We start from the raw sequence: 15,878 nt of genomic DNA, 5'->3' as shown, positions 1-15,878 counted from the left end.
CTTCATGCATGTCGTTATCCCAAAACCGCTGCACACTTTTGGGCGACATGCATCAGTGCGCGATGCCCGAGCCGGCCGCTTCGTCGATCAGCCGCCCGCTGGCGAAGCGATCCAGGTCGAACGGACGGCTGATGTCATTGTGCTTGCCGGTGGCCAGCAGCTGCGCCAGCAGCGTGCCGCCGGCGGGGATGGCCTTGAAGCCGCCCGTGCCCCAGCCGCAATTGAGGAACAGGCCGGGCAACGGCGATTCGCCGATGATCGGCGAGGAGTCCGGCACGACATCGACGATGCCGGCCCATTGCCGCATCAGCTTCAGCTGGCCGAAGATCGGGAACATCTCCAGCAGCCCGGCAATCACCGTCTCCAAGGTCGGCAGATTGCCGCGCTGCGCATAGGAGGGGGTGCGGTCGAGCCCGCCGCCGATGACGATTTCGCCCTTGTCCGACTGGCTGACATAGACGCCGGTGCCTGGCGACAGCACCACCGTATCGAGGATCGGCTTGACCGGCTCGGAAACGCAGGCCTGCAGCGCGTAGGAATTGATCGGCAAGCGAAAACCGGCCTTGGCCGCCAGCACCGAGGAATGCCCTGCCACCGCCATGCCGATGCGGTCGGCACGGATCGCGCCACGCGAGGTCTGGACACCGCGGCAGCGGCCGCCCTCGATGATGAAATCGGTGATCTCGCAGTTCTGAATGATGTCGACGCCGAGCCGGCTCGCCGCCCGCGCGTAACCCCAGGCAACCGCATCATGGCGCGCCGTGCCGGCCCGGCCTTGCCAGATGCCACCGAACACAGGGAAGCGCGCATCGGCTGAGAAATTGTAGATCGGCGCCACGCGGCGCACATCCTCGGGAGAAAAAAGCTCCGCATCGATGCCGTTGATCTGCATGGCGTTGACGGTGCGCGCGCCGACCTCCATTTCGGCGGTGCTGTGACAAAGATTGACCATGCCGCGCTGCGACAGCATGACATTGTAGTTCAGGTCCCTGGACAGTCCTTCGTAGAGCCGGTGCGCCAGGCCATAGAGCTCGACGCTTTCCGGATAGTAGTAGTTGGAGCGCACCACGGTGGTGTTGCGGCCGGTGTTGCCGCCGCCGATCCAGCCCTTTTCCAGCACCGCCACCCCAGCGATGTTGTGGTTCTTGGCCAGGTAATAGGCCGTCGCCAGCCCATGGCCGCCGCCGCCGATGACGATCGCGTCGTAGGATGGCTTCGGCTCGGGCGAGCGCCAGGCCGGCTGCCAGCCAGTCTGGCCGGCCAGCCCCTCCTTGAAGAGCGACAAAGCGGAATAAATTCTGGTCATGGCGTGCCGGGCAAGGCTGATTTCTCACGGCAAAGCCTAGTAGTATTGTACATATATGTCTAGTACGCCTGTCGATCCTGCGCGCAGCGGATGGTGCTAGCGTTTGCGCGAAATCGTCTCCTCGACATAGCGCGAGAACTCCTCGACATCCTCCGCCGGAGGCTCCTGGCCGGTGAAGCTGCGCAGATACAAGGCGACCTGAGCCAGGCGGCTGCTCATAGGCTCGTTGAGTTCGAGCGAGTAATAGCCGATCTGCATGAAATAGAGCACGCGGGCGCGCACGAACGCGTCTTCTTCCTCATAGCCATGACGCATGAACATGTCGCGAATGGCATCGACGCGCTCCTCGTCGGCCTCGTCGAGCGCGCGCCGGATAGCAGGCGAGCGACGGGCCCAGGCCCTGATCGCGAAATCGAGCTGCGGATCGAACAGCCTTTCGTCCACCCAGCATTCGAAAATGCTCATCACCCCGCGGATGACGGTCGCGGAGGGCCGCATGGCGCGTTCGACGATGAACCTTGTGTTGGTCTGCCGCCAGTAGTCCAGCAACTGGTCGAGCAGGTCCTGACGGCTCTTGAAATACCAGTAGAAGCTGGAGCGCGACACGTCGAGCTTCTGGCCAAGCGTCAGTACGCGGACGCGTTCGACACCATCCGAGATCAACGTTTCAAGCGCAAGCTTGAGCCAGTCTTCGCGAGTGGCCTTGATGTTTCCGGTGGCGCCGGCGCGTTGGATCGTCGTATCGGTGGCTTCCATCGGCACGACGCATGACACGCTGCATCAGGCAAATCAAGGCTATGGACACTGCTGTCCAGGTCATTTCGACCGGGCTCGGATGATGCCTCACGGATGTTAGCCGGAGTGGGGATCGTATGGCGCTATCGCCGCCGCGCCATCGGCATGATGCCAGGCCAGGGATTTTTGTCGCGGGCGGCTGGCCCACTGCATGCTTTCCCGCAAGGCAATTGTCTGGCAAATACCAATTCAGACAGATGCCGCCGCGCGGCCAACCAGCAGGAAGACAAGACATGATCCCGTTTAGACAGAACCTCATCGATGGCGAATGGGTCGGCGACGCCGGTTCCCGCAACATCAACCCTTCGGATACCGGCGATGTCGTTGGCGACTATGCCTCGGCGGGAGCCGCGCAGGCGGGGCAGGCAATCGCCGCGGCCAAGGCGGCGTTTCCGGCATGGTCCCGGTCCGGCCCGCTGGCGCGCCACGCTGTGCTGAAAAAAGCCTCGGACGAGATTATGGCGCGCAAGGACGAGATCGGCCGCAACCTGGCGCGTGAGGAAGGCAAGACACTGGCCGAAGGCATCGGCGAGACCATTCGCGCCGCCCAGATATTCGACTTCTTTGCCGGCGAAACATTGCGCCTGTCGGGCGAGGTCGTGCCAAGCGTGCGGCCGGGCGTCGGCGTCGAGATCACCCGGGAAGCGGTCGGCGTGGTCGGCATCATCACGCCGTGGAATTTCCCGATCGCCATTCCGGCCTGGAAGATCGCTCCGGCGCTGGCGCATGGCAACACCGTCGTCTTCAAGCCGGCGGAGCTGGTTCCCGAGAGCGCCTGGTCCATCGTCGACATCCTGCATCGCGCCGGGCTTCCGAAGGGCGTGCTCAATCTCGTCATGGGCAAGGGCTCGGTCGTTGGTCAGGCGATGCTCGACAGTCCCGACGTCAACGCCATCAGCTTCACCGGCTCGGTCGGCACCGGCAAGCGCGTCGCTGTCGCAAGCATCGAGCACATGCGCAAGTTCCAGCTTGAAATGGGCGGCAAGAACCCGCTGGTCGTGCTTGACGATGCCGACCTTGCCGTCGCTGTCGATTGCGCGCTCAACGGCGCCTTCTTCTCGACCGGCCAGCGCTGCACGGCCTCGTCCAGGTTGATCGTGACCGACGCCATCCATGACCGTTTTGTCGACGCGCTCAAGGATCGCATGGGCAAACTGGTCATCGGCGACGCGCTCGATGCGCAAACCCAGATCGGTCCGGTCGTCGACGCGACCCAGCTGAAGCAGGACGAGGACTACATCGCCATCGGCCGCGCCGAAGGCGCCGAGCTTGCCTTCGGCGGCGAGCGGCTCGACCGCAAGGCGCCGGGCTTCTACCTGCAGCCGGCGCTGCTGACGCAGGCCACCAACGCCATGCGCAGTTCGCGCGAGGAGATCTTCGGGCCTGTCGCCAGCGTCATCCGCGTCAAGGACTACGACGAGGCGCTGGTCGTCGCCAACGATACGCCGTTCGGATTGACCTCGGGCATCTGCACCTCGAGCCTCAAGCATGCCACGCACTTCAAGCGCAATTCGGAGGCCGGCATGGTGATGGTCAATCTGCCGACGGCGGGTGTCGACTTCCATGTTCCCTTCGGCGGCCGCAAGGGATCGAGCTATGGCCCGCGCGAACAGGGCCGCTATGCCGCGGAATTCTACACCACGGTGAAGACCGCCTATACGTTCTCAGGCTGATCGGCCACCGCCGATCATGCCGGGCTGATCGGCCGCCGGCCGATCATGCCTGCGACACGCCAACATCGACAATACCGGACCGGCGCGAAACGATGCCATTGCAAGACCTGACCTGGCTCAATCCGCCGCCGCACCATGCCATCGACGGCGATACCGTTCGTGTGCGCACCGGCAAGGAGACCGATTTCTGGCGTGAGACCTTCTATGGTTTCTGGCGCGACAATGGCCACTTCCTGTACCGGCCGGTCGAAGGCGATTTCACCGCCGAAGTCACGGTCGAAGGGCGCTACGAGGTGCTCTACGACCAGGCCGGATTGATGGTCCGGCTGAGCGAAACCCATTGGATCAAGGCAGGTATCGAATATACCGACGGCGTGATGTACTTTTCCGTCGTCGTCACCAACGATGCTTCGGACTGGTCGCTGGCCACCATTGCGGCCAGCCCGCACGGTGTGCGGATCCGCTTGACCCGTCATGCCGAGACGATCCGCATCCAATATCTCGATGCTTCCGATGGCCACTGGAAGCCTGTGCGGCTCGCCTATTTTCCGATCTCGAAGGTGGTCGATGTCGGCATGATGTGCTGTTCGCCGCAACGCGAGGGTTTTGAAGTCACATTCTCCGGTTTTTCGGTAGGTCCGCCGATATCGCGGGAACTGCACGATTGAAGTCGGCTCTTCTGCGCCTCAATCATGCACCAGCCTTGTCCAGTCCCAGCCCGTTGCGAACGGCGTCGCGGATGGCTCGCGGGCCGAACCTGGCCCATACCGCTTGATGCGCGTGGATGCGCTGCTTTGCTCTGCGTTCAGCGTCCAGGCAAAGCCCGACCGCCATCTCGGCAAGCTCCTCATCGCTATCTGACAACAGCAATTCTTCGGTCTCGACCAGGCCCAACCCCTCGGCGGCCAGCGGCGTGGCGATCACCGGCACGCCCCAGGCCATCGCCTCCAGGATCTTGATGCGCGTTCCGCCGCCTGCCGCAAGCGGGATGATGGTGAGATGCGCCCTGGACAAGAGCGGCGCCATGGTTTCGGGGTCTTCGACGAGCTCCACACCAGGCAATCGCGCCATCGCCCGCACGGCAGGCTTCGGCCTGCGGCCGGCAATAGCCAATGTCGCCGCCGGCAAAGCCTGCCGGATGCGGGGCAATATGGTGCCGGCTAACCGCTCGACGGCATCGACGTTTGGCGGATAGTCGAGATGGCCGACGAACAGGATCACCGGAAAGGTCTTGTCGGCCGCAGCCTCGGCGGGCAGTGTTTCGGGGATATCGCCGGCGTGGGGAATTCCGTTCGGAACGACATCGACCGGCACCTTGAGCGGGAAAAGGGTCATCAGCCTTTCGCGATCCTCGTTCGAGCAGACCCAGACCCTGTCGACGAGGGCAAGCGCCTTTCTTTCGAGGCGCCTGATGGCAAGGGCCGTGGCGAGCCTGGCCGCGGCAGATCGCGCTCTATCGGCGCGATGCAATTGCCCCGCCAGGTCGGACTCGACATTGTGCATGTCGAGGATGAGCTGTTTCGTCAGCGGTCTCAAAGGCTGCAGCAGCTTGAACAGGCCAATGCCCTCGACCACAATTGTGTCCGGGCGGAAGTCGCGAACCAGAGTCTCCAGCCGCATCAAGGCGGAGCGCGAAACGCGATGCTCTGCCCTTAAGCGCCACCACCCGATCGAACCGGTACGGGCTTCTCCTTCGATCGACAGGGCCTCGATGCGGATCGGCGGATCGACTGCTTCCACGGCCTGCGGCCGCACCGACGCCAGGCAGACCGGTCCGAATGCCGCTGCCGACACGGCGTTGCGATGGTTCCGCAGATCCGCGCCGGACGCCGGCGGAAAGGCCGGATCGTGGGACACGACCAGCACACGCCGTTCTGCGCTCCGCGGCTCGTCTCCAAAAGGCATTCCAGACGGCTCCGCGATCACAAAACAGTTTCGACTTGTTTAGCTGAACGGCGCTTTCGTCAAGCGCCGGATCCTCTTCGGATGTCCGGTGCAGCATGCATGCCGGTGGGCCGCAAGGTCACCGCCTGGACCACGCCAGCCAGCGCGCCGACAGCTGCCTCCAAAATGAGGTGAACCGGGTTCGCCGGTAGGCGTCGCCGGCCATCTTTATGCCTTGTGCCTGCGTCGGGAAGGGATGGATGACGTCGGCCAGTGCGTGCAATCCCATACCGGATTTGATGGCGAGCGATACCGCATTGATCATCTCGCCGGCATGGCTGGCGACGACCGTGGCACCCAGGATGCGGTCGGACCCTTCCCTGACGTGGATTTTGACAAAACCCTCTTCCTCGCCGTCCATGACCGCGCGCGCGACATCGTGCATCAGCACCGTGTAGGTCTTGACCGGGATATCATTCTGACGCGCCTGCGCCGGGTAGAGACCGACATGGGCGATTTCCGGATCGGTATAGGTGCACCACGGCACGACCAGCTCACTCAGCTTTTTGCGTCCGAGAAACAGGGCGTTCTGCACGACGATGCGGGCTGTCGCCTCCGCAGTATGGGTGAATTTGTAGTCGAGACAGACATCGCCCGCCGCATAGACGCGCGGATTTGTGGTTCGGAGATAATCGTCCACCTTGATACCGTCGGCATCGTATGCCACCCCGGCGTTTTCCAGGTCGAGACCGTCGACATTGGGCGAACGGCCGACGCCGGTGATGATCTCGTCGACGGAAATCGTCGTCGTGTCGTCGTCCCGCAGCAGGTCGGCGAGCTTCTTCCCGCCCGCCGTCCGTACCGCCACAACCTCGGTGTTGAGGCGAACCTCGACCCCTTCGCGCGCCAGCGCGTCCGAAAGGACCTGGGCGGCGTCGCGTTCCTCGCCGGGCAGGAACATCGGGTCCCGCTGCGCCAGGATGACTTTCGCACCCAGCAGGCAGAAGGCCTGCGCCGCCTCGCAACCGAGCGGTCCGCCGCCGATGACCAGAAGCCGTGGCGGGCAGGCTGTGAGGTTGAACACGGTTTCGTTGTTGAGATACCCGGCTTCGGCCAGCCCCGGAATCGTCGGCAGGCTTGGACGGGCACCAGTCGCGACCAGCGCCTTCCTGAAACGCAGCGTCTTGCCGGCGACCATGACCGCGTCCGGTCCGGCAAACCGCGCTTCGCCGAAATAGAGGTCGATGCCTTCCGACGCGATGGTCGCGGCCGAATCGGCGCGGCTGATCCGCTGCCGGATTTGCCGCATCCGCGTCATGGCCCGCTGAAAGTCGACGTGAAGACGGTCCGGCGTGTCGCCGCCAAAACTCTCGGCATCGCGCATATCGGCATAGAGCCTGGCCGTGCGGATGATCGACTTCGACGGGATGCAGCCGACATTGACGCAAGCGCCGCCGATCAGGTTGCGCTCGATGAGCGCGACCTTTGCGCCGAGGCCGGCCGCGTCGCGGGCTGCGGTCAGCCCGGCCGGCCCGGCGCCGATGACGACGAGGTTGTAGGGACCGTCCGGCTCCGGGTTCTGCCAGTGCGATGGATGGGCGTGCTTGATCAGCTCGATGTCATTGCGGTCGACAGGGAAGGCGGTAGCCCTGGTCCGGTCATGCGCCATCGCCGTCATCCCTAGACAGCCATCCACCCGTGAAGCCCGCTCTGTCCAGGCCGCGACGAATGTGCTGGTTGGACCGCATCAGCTCCCAGACCAGGCGCGAGCGGTGGTTCTCGATCATCATCACCACGATGCCCTGGTCCAGGCCGTAGTGGCCTTCCGACACCCAGCCGTGCCGGCCGAATTTTCGCCGGTTCGCGAGTGTCGGATTGAAGCCGCTCGGCAGCCGGAAATTGTCGATCACTTCGGGATAGCGGTCCCCGAGATGGCGCAACGCCGCCAGGCAGATATCCGGCGCGAAAGGCAGCGAGGCCGGATAGGACCATGGGGCGATCGTCCCGTCATCCGGCCCGAACGGAGCGCCGCGCGCGGCATAACCGGAAAACCGGCGACGCTGCCGCTCCACGCTGGTGCGAAAGCCGCCCGGCCCGTCGCCTGCCGAAAGTCCCCACAGGTTCTCGTCATAGCCGTAGTAGCCGTAAGGGTTGTGGCGCGCATAGTCGCGGTGAAGGTAGGTCGCGCGGCGGCTGTTTTCGAAATAGTCCGAATTCTTCTCGCGCATGAAAGCGTCGCGGATGCCGGCGAAATCGATCCAGGCATGCGAGAACTGGTGCATGAACAGCGGTCCGCCATAGAGCACGTCGTAGCCGTAGATGTTTTCCCACTGGTAGGTCGCCGTCCAACCTTCGTAGCTGTCATCCGAGGTCGGACTGTCGGGCGAGGCCATCGACAGCACATAGAGGATCGTCGCTTCGTTGTAGCCTTCCCAGCCATAGTGGAGAAAACCGCTCTTCGGCTTCCAGCCCTGCCGCAAGGTTGGACTGCTGCCTTGCGCCCATCGCCAGTCGACGCGCCGGTAGAGCGCCTCGGCCAGCTGGCGGATTTCGGCTTCCTCGTCATCGTCGCCGGAGAAATAGGCGCCCGCCACCAGCATGCCGGCGATCAGCAGTGCCGTGTCCACCATCGACAGCTCGCAGCGCCAGACGCGAAGGCCGGTTCGCATGTCGAGGAAGTGGTAGTAGAAGCCTTTGTGGCCGGTGACGTCGTCGCCATTGCCTTGCGGGCTGGCCCAGAAGAAACGCAGCGCCGCGAGCGTCAGCTTCACAGCCGCCTCGCGCGTCATCCAGCCGCGCTCGACGCCGATTGGATAGCAGGACAGGGCGAAACCGACGACGGCGATGCTGGCCGGCGAATTCGGCCTCGACGTATCGGCGACCAGCCCGTTTTCCGGGTTTACGTTCTCCAGGAAATAGTCGAAGGCCGCACGCTGATAGCGGTCCAGAAGCTCGTCATCGGACAGCGCGGCGGGTTCGGCTCTAAGCAAACGATGCAAACTCCAGCCTGATGGCCGCAGCCTTCGTCGGTCGTACAGCGATGGCGAGCCGCCGGCGGCTTGTCGCGCATGCCGAACTGTCACTCCGTGTCATGGCTTTTCGCATACTCTTCCCGTCGTCGATTCGAGCGTTGGCAACTATACGCGTGTCGGGCTCCGTTCGTTGCCCCCGTCACGCAGAATTGTAGTTGCCGCCGCCGACACAAGGGACGTCCCGGCTTGGCTCTGCAGGTGACGCTGCCGCCTCACCACCCCGGCCGAGACTACGCAGTATTTCCCTCGAGCTCTCTGCCCAATGCTTCCACCATCGCCACCAGCGCCGGTCCGATTTCGCCATGCGCGCGGTCCTCGGTGATGATCTCGCCGATGCCGCCACAGGTGATGGCGACCAGCGGCGAGCCGTCGCGCGGCTGGAAAGGCACGCCGACCGCATGGATGTAGCTGTGCCAGGCACCGAACGACGTCACATAGCCCAGCCGTGCGTACTGGGCGATCGCGTCGGTGAAGGCGGCTTCGATCTTCTTGGCGCTCTCCGGCTCCGCTTCCTGCAGCGCACTCAGAAGACTGGCACGCTGCTCGGGCGGAAGGGCCGCTACATAGGCCAGCCCCATCGATGTCTTCCAGATCGGCAGGTAGGAGCCTGGATTGAGCCGCAGCGTGACAAGGCTCTCCGACCGGCAATTGGCCAGATAGACCATGTTGAGGCTGTCGCGCGTGCCGAGTGCCACCGCCGCTCCGGTCAGGTCGGCCAGCGGCTGCATCAGCGGCCGGGCGAGGTGGACGACGGCGCTGGAACTGAGCGCCGAATAGCCCAGCGCCACCGTGGCCGGCCCCAGGCTGTAGCGGCCGAGATCCTTGTCGTACAAGAGATAGCCGAGCGCGCTCAGCGTGTAGGTGATGCGCGACACCGTCGCCTTCGGCAGGCCGGTGCGGGCGATGATGTCCTGGTTGCCGAGCGAGGCATCGCCCGGCCGGAAGGCGCGCAAGATGCCGAGCCCGCGCACCAGCGACGACGAAAGCTGCGCGCCTTCGCCTTCAAGCTCCGTCTCGTCCTTGGTCGCTCGCTTGCGCACGCTGCGGGTCTTTCTGGCGACGGTGTCCGCCTGTCAGGCCGGTGCCGCCGGCCCGGTGGTCGAAAAATGAAATTAAATTCCATTTATATTGACAAGCGCTTTCCCAGACTGTCAATATGCTCGCATCGGTGGCATGTCCCAGCGCCTTGTGCCATCCTACGAAGCCCGTCCCTATGAAGGTAGCCACGTGTCCCGCTATATTTTGCGCCGGCTTATCGCGATGCCGTTTCTGGTGCTCGGCATCGTCACCATCGTTCCGCAAGAGGGAATCTTGAGACGATCGGCAGGGCCATTCCAACCCTGGAATTGGAACGCGTATCTGCGTCTGGGCGAAGGCTGTCTTGCCCGATGAGGCGCGCCAAATCGGCAAGAGGTCCAGCTTCTATCGGTCCGCCTGGTGCTGGAAGAACTGCAAAAACAGTTCCCGCTCGGTGGTGATGTCGAGCTTCTCGTAGATGCGCCGACGATGGTTCTTGACCGTGCCGACGGTGATGCCGAGACGCTCGGCGATGTTCGCCGTCGGATGGCCGGCGAGGATCAGCTGGACCAGTTCCCGCTCGCGCAGCGACAGCTCCGGCCACAGGCTTGCCGGGATGATCGGTTCCTGCCGGGGCGAGGCGCCGGGACCGGTCGGCGCCGAGGTGCGGGAGAACTCGGTTCCGCGCGCCTTGATGTCGAGCGCATGCAACGCCTCGAACACCGGCAGCCGTTCATCCAGAAGCGCGATCTCGCTGTCCTTGAATGCGGTGGTCGAGCGGTCGAGGAAGATGCCGAGGCACCAGTCGCCGCCATCGGCCAGCATGATGCCGACCTCGTCGCAGATTTCCGACTGTGCCAGGAAGCCGGCAATGTACTGGCCGCGCTTGGCTTCGTCGTCGGCAAGCCGCTTCAGCGGCATGATGCCGAGCCTTCGCTCGCGCCGCCACGAGGCATAGAACGGATCGAAGACATAGTAGCTGGCGAGATAGCGCTGCACCATCTCGTCCGAAAAGCGCCGATGCTTGACGAATTCCGGCGTCTGCGTCGTCGAATAGCGCGTCACGGTGACAAGGTCGTGCTCGATGTCCGCGCCGATCAGATCGATCAGGCAGTCGACATGCCTGTCCGTGCCGGTGGCGGCGATCGCTTTGGCGAGCGGCGCCCAGATGGTCCCCATGCGCATGCCCCTTTTCTCGGCGATGTCAGTCAGCCCGTCATTGTGTCTTTAGGCATATGGCGCGAGGCCACCTGCCGAATCTAGCCTAGCGACAACCTAGACCAGATCCCGAGGCGACCGTGACCCAACCCAACCTCACCGCCCCTATCATTGGCAATCCAATCGTCATCGGCATCGACGCCGGCGGCACCATGACCGACACGATCCTTGTCGATCAGGACGGCCACTTCAAGATCGGCAAGTCGGCGACGACACCGAAGAACGAGGCCGAGGGCTTTCTGGCTTCGGCCGAGGACGCGGCGGACGCCTGGGGCATTTCGCTGGAATCGCTGTTTTCCGGCGTCAACGTCGTGCTCTATTCCGGCACCGGCATGCTCAACACGCTGCTGTCGCGCACCGGGCGCCGGCTCGGCCTGATCACCACCAAGGGTCTTGAGGATATGATCCTGATGGGCCGTGGCCTGCAGGCCTGGGCCGACTATTCCTATGCCGACCGGCTGCATGCGGTGACCCATCATCATCCCGATCCGCTGGTGCCGCGCCGTCGCACCCATGGCGTCACCGAACGCATCGACCAGTTCGGCGACATCGTGCTGCCGCTCTACGAGCACGAGGTTTCCGCTGCCGCGAAAAAACTGATCGCCGACAAGGTCGAAGCGATCTGCATCATGACCATCTTCTCGCACGTCAATCCGGTACACGAGAAGCGCATCGCCGAAATCTGCCGCGCGGAAATCGAAAAGGCCGACGCCGAAATCACCGTCTACACCAGCCACGAGGTCCGTCCGGTCATCCGCGAGCAGTCGCGGCTGAACTCGGTGCTGATCGAGGCCTACGCCACGTCGCGCGGGCGTAAGCAGCTCAAGGGCATCGAGGACGTCTCGAAGAAATACGGCTTCAAATATGGCGTGCAGACGCTGCTCTCCTTCGGCGGCCTGACCTCGATCAACCATCCGCGCCTGCATGAAACCATGATCTCCGGGCCGATCGGCGGCATCCTCGGTGCTGCGTATGTCGGCAAGCTGATCGGCAATGACTCGCTGATCTGCTCGGACATGGGCGGCACCTCCTTCGACATGGGGGTCATCACGCGCGGCCAGACGCGGATCGAGAACGAGCCGCTGATGGACCGCTTCAAGCTCAACGTGCCGACGCTGCATCTCGACACCATCGGTGCCGGCGCCGGCATGATCCTCAAGGTCGATCCACTGACCAAGAAGGTCTCGCTCGGACCGGAAAGCGCCGGCTCCGATCCTGGCCCGATCTGCTTCGATCGCGGCGGCACCGAACCGACCATCGCCGACTGCGATGCCGTTCTTGGTCGCCTCAACCCGTATTACTTCCTTGGCGGCAAGGTCGTGCTGCAGGTCGAAAAGGCCCGCCGCGCCTTCCAGGAGAAATGCTCCGACATATTGGGCGTCGGGCTGGAGGAAGCCGCCGAGGGCATGATCGACATGCTGGAATCCGACGCCAATAACGCCCTGCGCCGCGTCATCTCCGGTCAGGGCATCCATCCGTCGGAGTTCACGCTGCTGTCCTACGGCGGCTCTGGTCCGCTGCACCTGGCCGGCTGCTCCAGAGGCATCGGCTTCAAGGACATCATCACCTTCCAGTTCGCCGCCGCCTTCTCCGCCTTCGGCTGCACCACGGCCGATTTCATGCGCCGCCATTCGGTGTCGACGCAGCACGACATCGCCTCGCGGGCCGACGAGGCGACGCTGGCCGCTTTCGGCGCCAAGGTCACCACGGTCTGGAACGATCTGACCAAGGCGGCGGTCGACGAGATGATCACCGACGGCCATGCACGCGAGAAGATCAGGACTGTGCCGTTCCTGATGATGCGCTACACCGGCCAACTCGAGGACGTCGAGGTCATGGCGCCGCTTGCCGAGGTCAACTCGGCCGACGACATGCGCAAGGTGCTCGACGAGTTCGAGGCGGTCTATGCCAAGGTCAACCACCGCGTGTCGCGCTATGGTGAAGCCGGCTTCACCATCACCGAGCTCGGGCTGATCGCCACCGCCGACAAGGTCAAGCCGGTGCTGCTCAAGCGGCCGCTCGGCGCCTCCAATCCGGCTGCCGCCCACAAGGGTGTGCGCGAGGCCTATATCGGTGGACGCTGGCACAAGGCCAACCTCTACGAGATGGATCTCTTACAGCCCGGCCACGAAGTGATCGGCCCGGCCATCATCGAACATCCCGCCACCACGCTCGTCGTCCATCCGCAAGACCGTGTCTTTGTCGATGAATGGACGCTGCTGCACTACACCCACGCTTGAGAGGGCGACCGCCATGTTGGACAAACCTGCCTCAGCCCTGCGCCTTCGCGAAAGACTGCTCGATTCCGAGCGGCTGATGGAAGAGACCGGCTGCTATGACGGCATCACGGAACTCACGCTCCGCAACCAGGATCCGCTGAAATTCGAGACGCTGCACACCAAGCTGCGCGCCTATTGCGTCTCGGCGCGCGAAATGGCCCGCCGCATCTCGGCCTCGCCCGGCGTGCGCGAAGTCGGCGAAATGGTGGTCGCCATCTACACACCCGAGGGCGACGCCATCGCGCTTTCCAACGGCATCATGGTGCATGTCCATACGATGAGCCGCTTCATCAAATGGATGATCAAGAACAACTACGAGGAAAACCCGCGCATTCGCGAAGGCGATATCTTCGCCAACAACGACGCCTTCATCGGCACCGTGCAGGTGCCAGACGTAATGGACGTGGTGCCGATCTTCCATGACGGCACGCTGGTCGGCTGGGCCGGGGCGGTCTGTCACGAGCTCGAAGCCGGCGGCATCACCCCAGGCGGCGACGTGTGTCTTGCCCAGGAACGCTTCACCGAAGGCCTGTTCGTCTGCGCCGAAAAGATCGGCGAGAACGACGAGATCCGCCGCGACTATGTCATTCGCTGCGAGCGCAATCTGCGCATGCCGATCTACTGGGTGCTCGACGAGAAGGCCAAGGTCGCTTCCTGCATCGACATGCGCGAAAGCGTCAAGCAGCTGATCTCCGAGATCGGCCTCGACTACTGGATGAAGGTGTCGAAGGAGTTCATCGAGGAAGGCCGCCGCGCCCAGCTTGCTCGTACCCGCCAGCTCACCGTGCCCGGTATTTATCGCGGTCATACCTTCTATGGCCACGTCACATCAGGCAAGCCCGGCTTCCAGCTGCTCGGCGATCCTGACTGGCTCTACAACATCCCGATCGAGATGGAGATCACCACCGACGGCAAGATCACCATGGACTTCGAGGGCACCCAGCCCTGGGGCTACCATTCGATGAACTGCACGCCGGCCGGCATGGATGGCGGCATGTTCGTCACGCTGACCCAGCACATGAATTTCGAAGGCCTCGTCAATGACGGCGCCTGGATGGCGACCGAGCTGAAATTGCCGCATGGCACCTGGACCAACCCCGACAATGAGATGGTGGCCACCGCCACATCATGGGCGCTGCTGCTGCCGGCCTATGGCGTGTTCCAGCGGCTGCTGTCGCGCAGCTTCGTGGCGCGTGGTTTCGTCGAGGAGGCCTTCGTCGGCCAGGTCAACAGCCCGATGATCGAGATGGGCGGCGAAAGCCAGTACGGCACGCCGTTCGGCATGGCGCATTTCGAATGCGCCGCGGCCGGTTCCGGCGCGCTCGCCATCAAGGACGGCCTCGACACCGCCTATGTCGGCTGGAATCCGGAATCCGACATGGGCAACATCGAGGTCTGGGAACAGTCGATGCCGATGGTCTATATCGGCCGCTCGATCGTCCCCAACTCCGGCGGCGCCGGCAAATATCGCGGCGGCTGTTCCTTCGTCTCGACCTGGCTGATCAACAAGACCCCGCATCTCAGGCTCCACACCTCGGAGCACTCCTCGCGTGTGTTCGACAATGGCGGCATGTGCGGTGGCTATCCGGCGCCGACCTGCCAGAAGCACCGCGCGGTGCGCAACTCCAACATTCACGAACTGGCGGCCAGGGGCGAACCGCTGGCGCATGCGCCGGGCATCGACCCGCACGTCTCCGACTACGAGAAGAACATCGATGGCGACCATGTCGTGGTCGAGGGCCCGTACATCACCTCGCCGCACAAGTCCGGCGATATCTTCAGCCATTCCTACAATGGCGGCGGCGGCTATGGCGACGTGCTGGAGCGCGATCCGATCAAGACGGCCTGGGATGTCGAGAACGGTTTTCTCACCCGCGAAGCGGCCGACCAGGTTTTCGGCATCGTGCTGAAGGACGATGAAGACGGTTATCCCCTAGCCGATATCGACGCCACGGTGGAACGCCGCGCCGCCATGCGCAAGCAACGTTTGGCGAAAGCAATCCCGGTGTCGGACTGGATCGCCGCCGAGCGCGGCAGGGTCGAAAAGGCCGACTTCGCGCCGGAGGTGAAGAAAATGTATGCCAGCGCGATCAAGCTGTCGTCGCGCTTCACCAAGGATTTCAGTGATTTCTGGAACGTCGACGCCAGATCGATCTTCACGCCGGGAGCAAAGCCATGACCTCGTACAGCAAGGAAGTCATTCGCGATCTGGCTGCCGGCCAGCTGCCCTGGCCGCAGACCCGGCGCATCATGAGCGCCTACAAGGACGATGATCGTTTCTTCAAGATGGTCGCCGTCTATCAGGACCGCGTCGCCTGGAAAGATCCGATCCTGCTGCCGGTCAGCGACCACCTGTTCATCTGCCAGAGCGGCGACGAGCGGATCACGCGCTGCGAATGCGGCCACTGCTTCGGCGACTACCGCAAGAACTGGAAGCTCAAGGCCGTGATCAACGTCCGCAACACCGAGGAATCCCTGCGCGAGATCTATCCGAACAGCGATCTCCCCGATCCCGAATGGATGGAAATCCGCGAATTCATCTGCCCGCAATGCGGCACGTTGCACGAGGTCGAGGCGGCGGCACCCGGCTATCCGATCGTGCATGATTTCGAACCCGACCTCGAAGGTTTTTATCGCGAATGGCTGGGGAAACCACTCGAAGGAAGCTGATGTT

At 63.5% G+C, this 15,878-nt stretch carries 12 protein-coding genes; 5 read left to right on the top strand and 7 right to left on the bottom strand.

Going from position 1 to position 15,878, the window contains the following annotated elements; genetic code table 11:
- Positions 1-52: 52 nt before the first annotated feature.
- Both ACFFNA_RS05470 and ACFFNA_RS05465 read right to left on the bottom strand, forming a co-directional pair.
- Entirely contained in the window at positions 53-1,306 is a 1,254-nt protein-coding gene (locus tag ACFFNA_RS05470) for a sarcosine oxidase subunit beta family protein (RefSeq protein WP_378916288.1), read from the bottom strand.
- 96 nt (positions 1,307-1,402) lie between these two features.
- A complete protein-coding gene (locus tag ACFFNA_RS05465; RefSeq protein ID WP_378916285.1) occupies positions 1,403-2,062 on the bottom strand; it encodes a TetR/AcrR family transcriptional regulator in 660 nt (219 codons plus the stop codon).
- A gap of 275 nt (positions 2,063-2,337) precedes the next feature.
- Here ACFFNA_RS05465 and ACFFNA_RS05460 point away from each other — a divergent pair, with 275 nt between their 5' ends.
- Both ACFFNA_RS05460 and ACFFNA_RS05455 read left to right on the top strand, forming a co-directional pair.
- On the top strand, positions 2,338-3,774 hold the full coding sequence (locus ACFFNA_RS05460) for an aldehyde dehydrogenase family protein (protein ID WP_378916407.1): 1,437 nt from the start codon (positions 2,338-2,340) through the stop codon (positions 3,772-3,774).
- 92 nt (positions 3,775-3,866) lie between these two features.
- The gene (locus ACFFNA_RS05455) at positions 3,867-4,442 is read left to right on the top strand and encodes a DUF1349 domain-containing protein (RefSeq protein ID WP_378916282.1); all 576 of its coding nucleotides are present in this window, start codon (positions 3,867-3,869) and stop codon (positions 4,440-4,442) included.
- 22 nt (positions 4,443-4,464) lie between these two features.
- On the opposite strand, the gene ACFFNA_RS05450 is transcribed toward ACFFNA_RS05455, so the two are convergent.
- The 5 genes from ACFFNA_RS05450 to ACFFNA_RS05430 form a co-directional block, all read right to left on the bottom strand.
- Entirely contained in the window at positions 4,465-5,679 is a 1,215-nt protein-coding gene (locus ACFFNA_RS05450; RefSeq protein WP_378916279.1) for a glycosyltransferase family 4 protein, read from the bottom strand.
- A 118-nt stretch (positions 5,680-5,797) separates the two neighbouring features.
- A complete protein-coding gene (locus tag ACFFNA_RS05445; RefSeq protein WP_378916276.1) occupies positions 5,798-7,327 on the bottom strand; it encodes a mercuric reductase in 1,530 nt (509 codons plus the stop codon).
- Entirely contained in the window at positions 7,317-8,648 is a 1,332-nt protein-coding gene (locus tag ACFFNA_RS05440; RefSeq protein WP_378916274.1) for a glucoamylase family protein, read from the bottom strand. The genes ACFFNA_RS05445 and ACFFNA_RS05440 overlap by 11 nt, the downstream gene beginning before the upstream one ends.
- A 272-nt stretch (positions 8,649-8,920) precedes the next feature.
- Positions 8,921-9,730: an IclR family transcriptional regulator gene (locus tag ACFFNA_RS05435; RefSeq protein WP_378916271.1), complete on the bottom strand. Its 810-nt coding sequence runs from the start codon at positions 9,728-9,730 to the stop codon at positions 8,921-8,923.
- A gap of 382 nt (positions 9,731-10,112) precedes the next feature.
- Positions 10,113-10,892 carry a helix-turn-helix transcriptional regulator gene (locus ACFFNA_RS05430; protein ID WP_378916268.1) on the bottom strand — a complete coding sequence of 260 codons (780 nt, stop codon included), beginning with the start codon at positions 10,890-10,892 and terminating at the stop codon, positions 10,113-10,115.
- Positions 10,893-11,035: 143 nt separating this feature from the next.
- Between ACFFNA_RS05430 and ACFFNA_RS05425 the strand changes: the two genes are divergently transcribed.
- From ACFFNA_RS05425 to ACFFNA_RS05415, 3 genes are read left to right on the top strand one after another with little or no spacing between them, the layout of a single operon-like run.
- Positions 11,036-13,165 carry a hydantoinase/oxoprolinase family protein gene (locus tag ACFFNA_RS05425; protein WP_378916405.1) on the top strand — a complete coding sequence of 710 codons (2,130 nt, stop codon included), beginning with the start codon at positions 11,036-11,038 and terminating at the stop codon, positions 13,163-13,165.
- A 13-nt stretch (positions 13,166-13,178) separates the two neighbouring features.
- On the top strand, positions 13,179-15,383 hold the full coding sequence (locus ACFFNA_RS05420) for a hydantoinase B/oxoprolinase family protein (protein ID WP_378916265.1): 2,205 nt from the start codon (positions 13,179-13,181) through the stop codon (positions 15,381-15,383).
- Positions 15,380-15,874, top strand: coding sequence for an acetone carboxylase subunit gamma (locus ACFFNA_RS05415; RefSeq protein ID WP_378916262.1), 495 nt, complete (start codon positions 15,380-15,382; stop codon positions 15,872-15,874). The genes ACFFNA_RS05420 and ACFFNA_RS05415 overlap by 4 nt, the downstream gene beginning before the upstream one ends.
- Positions 15,875-15,878: the final 4 nt, after the last annotated feature.

Origin of the sequence: Mesorhizobium kowhaii, from assembly GCF_042431665.1 — a bacterium.
Taxonomy (GTDB): Bacteria; Pseudomonadota; Alphaproteobacteria; order Rhizobiales; family Rhizobiaceae; genus Mesorhizobium; species Mesorhizobium kowhaii.
This window is presented reverse-complemented; position numbering and strand designations above follow the sequence as displayed.

What these genes read in the sequence shown, in the direction of transcription:
- ACFFNA_RS05470 (WP_378916288.1), bottom strand. Translation starts at nt 1,306, where the DNA reads ATGACCAGAATTTATTCCGCTTTGTCGCTCTTCAAGGAGGGGCTGGCC.
- ACFFNA_RS05465 (WP_378916285.1), bottom strand. Translation starts at nt 2,062, where the DNA reads ATGGAAGCCACCGATACGACGATCCAACGCGCCGGCGCCACCGGAAAC.
- ACFFNA_RS05455 (WP_378916282.1), top strand. Translation starts at nt 3,867, where the DNA reads ATGCCATTGCAAGACCTGACCTGGCTCAATCCGCCGCCGCACCATGCC.
- ACFFNA_RS05450 (WP_378916279.1), bottom strand. Translation starts at nt 5,679, where the DNA reads ATGCCTTTTGGAGACGAGCCGCGGAGCGCAGAACGGCGTGTGCTGGTC.
- ACFFNA_RS05445 (WP_378916276.1), bottom strand. Translation starts at nt 7,327, where the DNA reads ATGGCGCATGACCGGACCAGGGCTACCGCCTTCCCTGTCGACCGCAAT.
- ACFFNA_RS05430 (WP_378916268.1), bottom strand. Translation starts at nt 10,892, where the DNA reads ATGCGCATGGGGACCATCTGGGCGCCGCTCGCCAAAGCGATCGCCGCC.
- ACFFNA_RS05420 (WP_378916265.1), top strand. Translation starts at nt 13,179, where the DNA reads ATGTTGGACAAACCTGCCTCAGCCCTGCGCCTTCGCGAAAGACTGCTC.
- ACFFNA_RS05415 (WP_378916262.1), top strand. Translation starts at nt 15,380, where the DNA reads ATGACCTCGTACAGCAAGGAAGTCATTCGCGATCTGGCTGCCGGCCAG.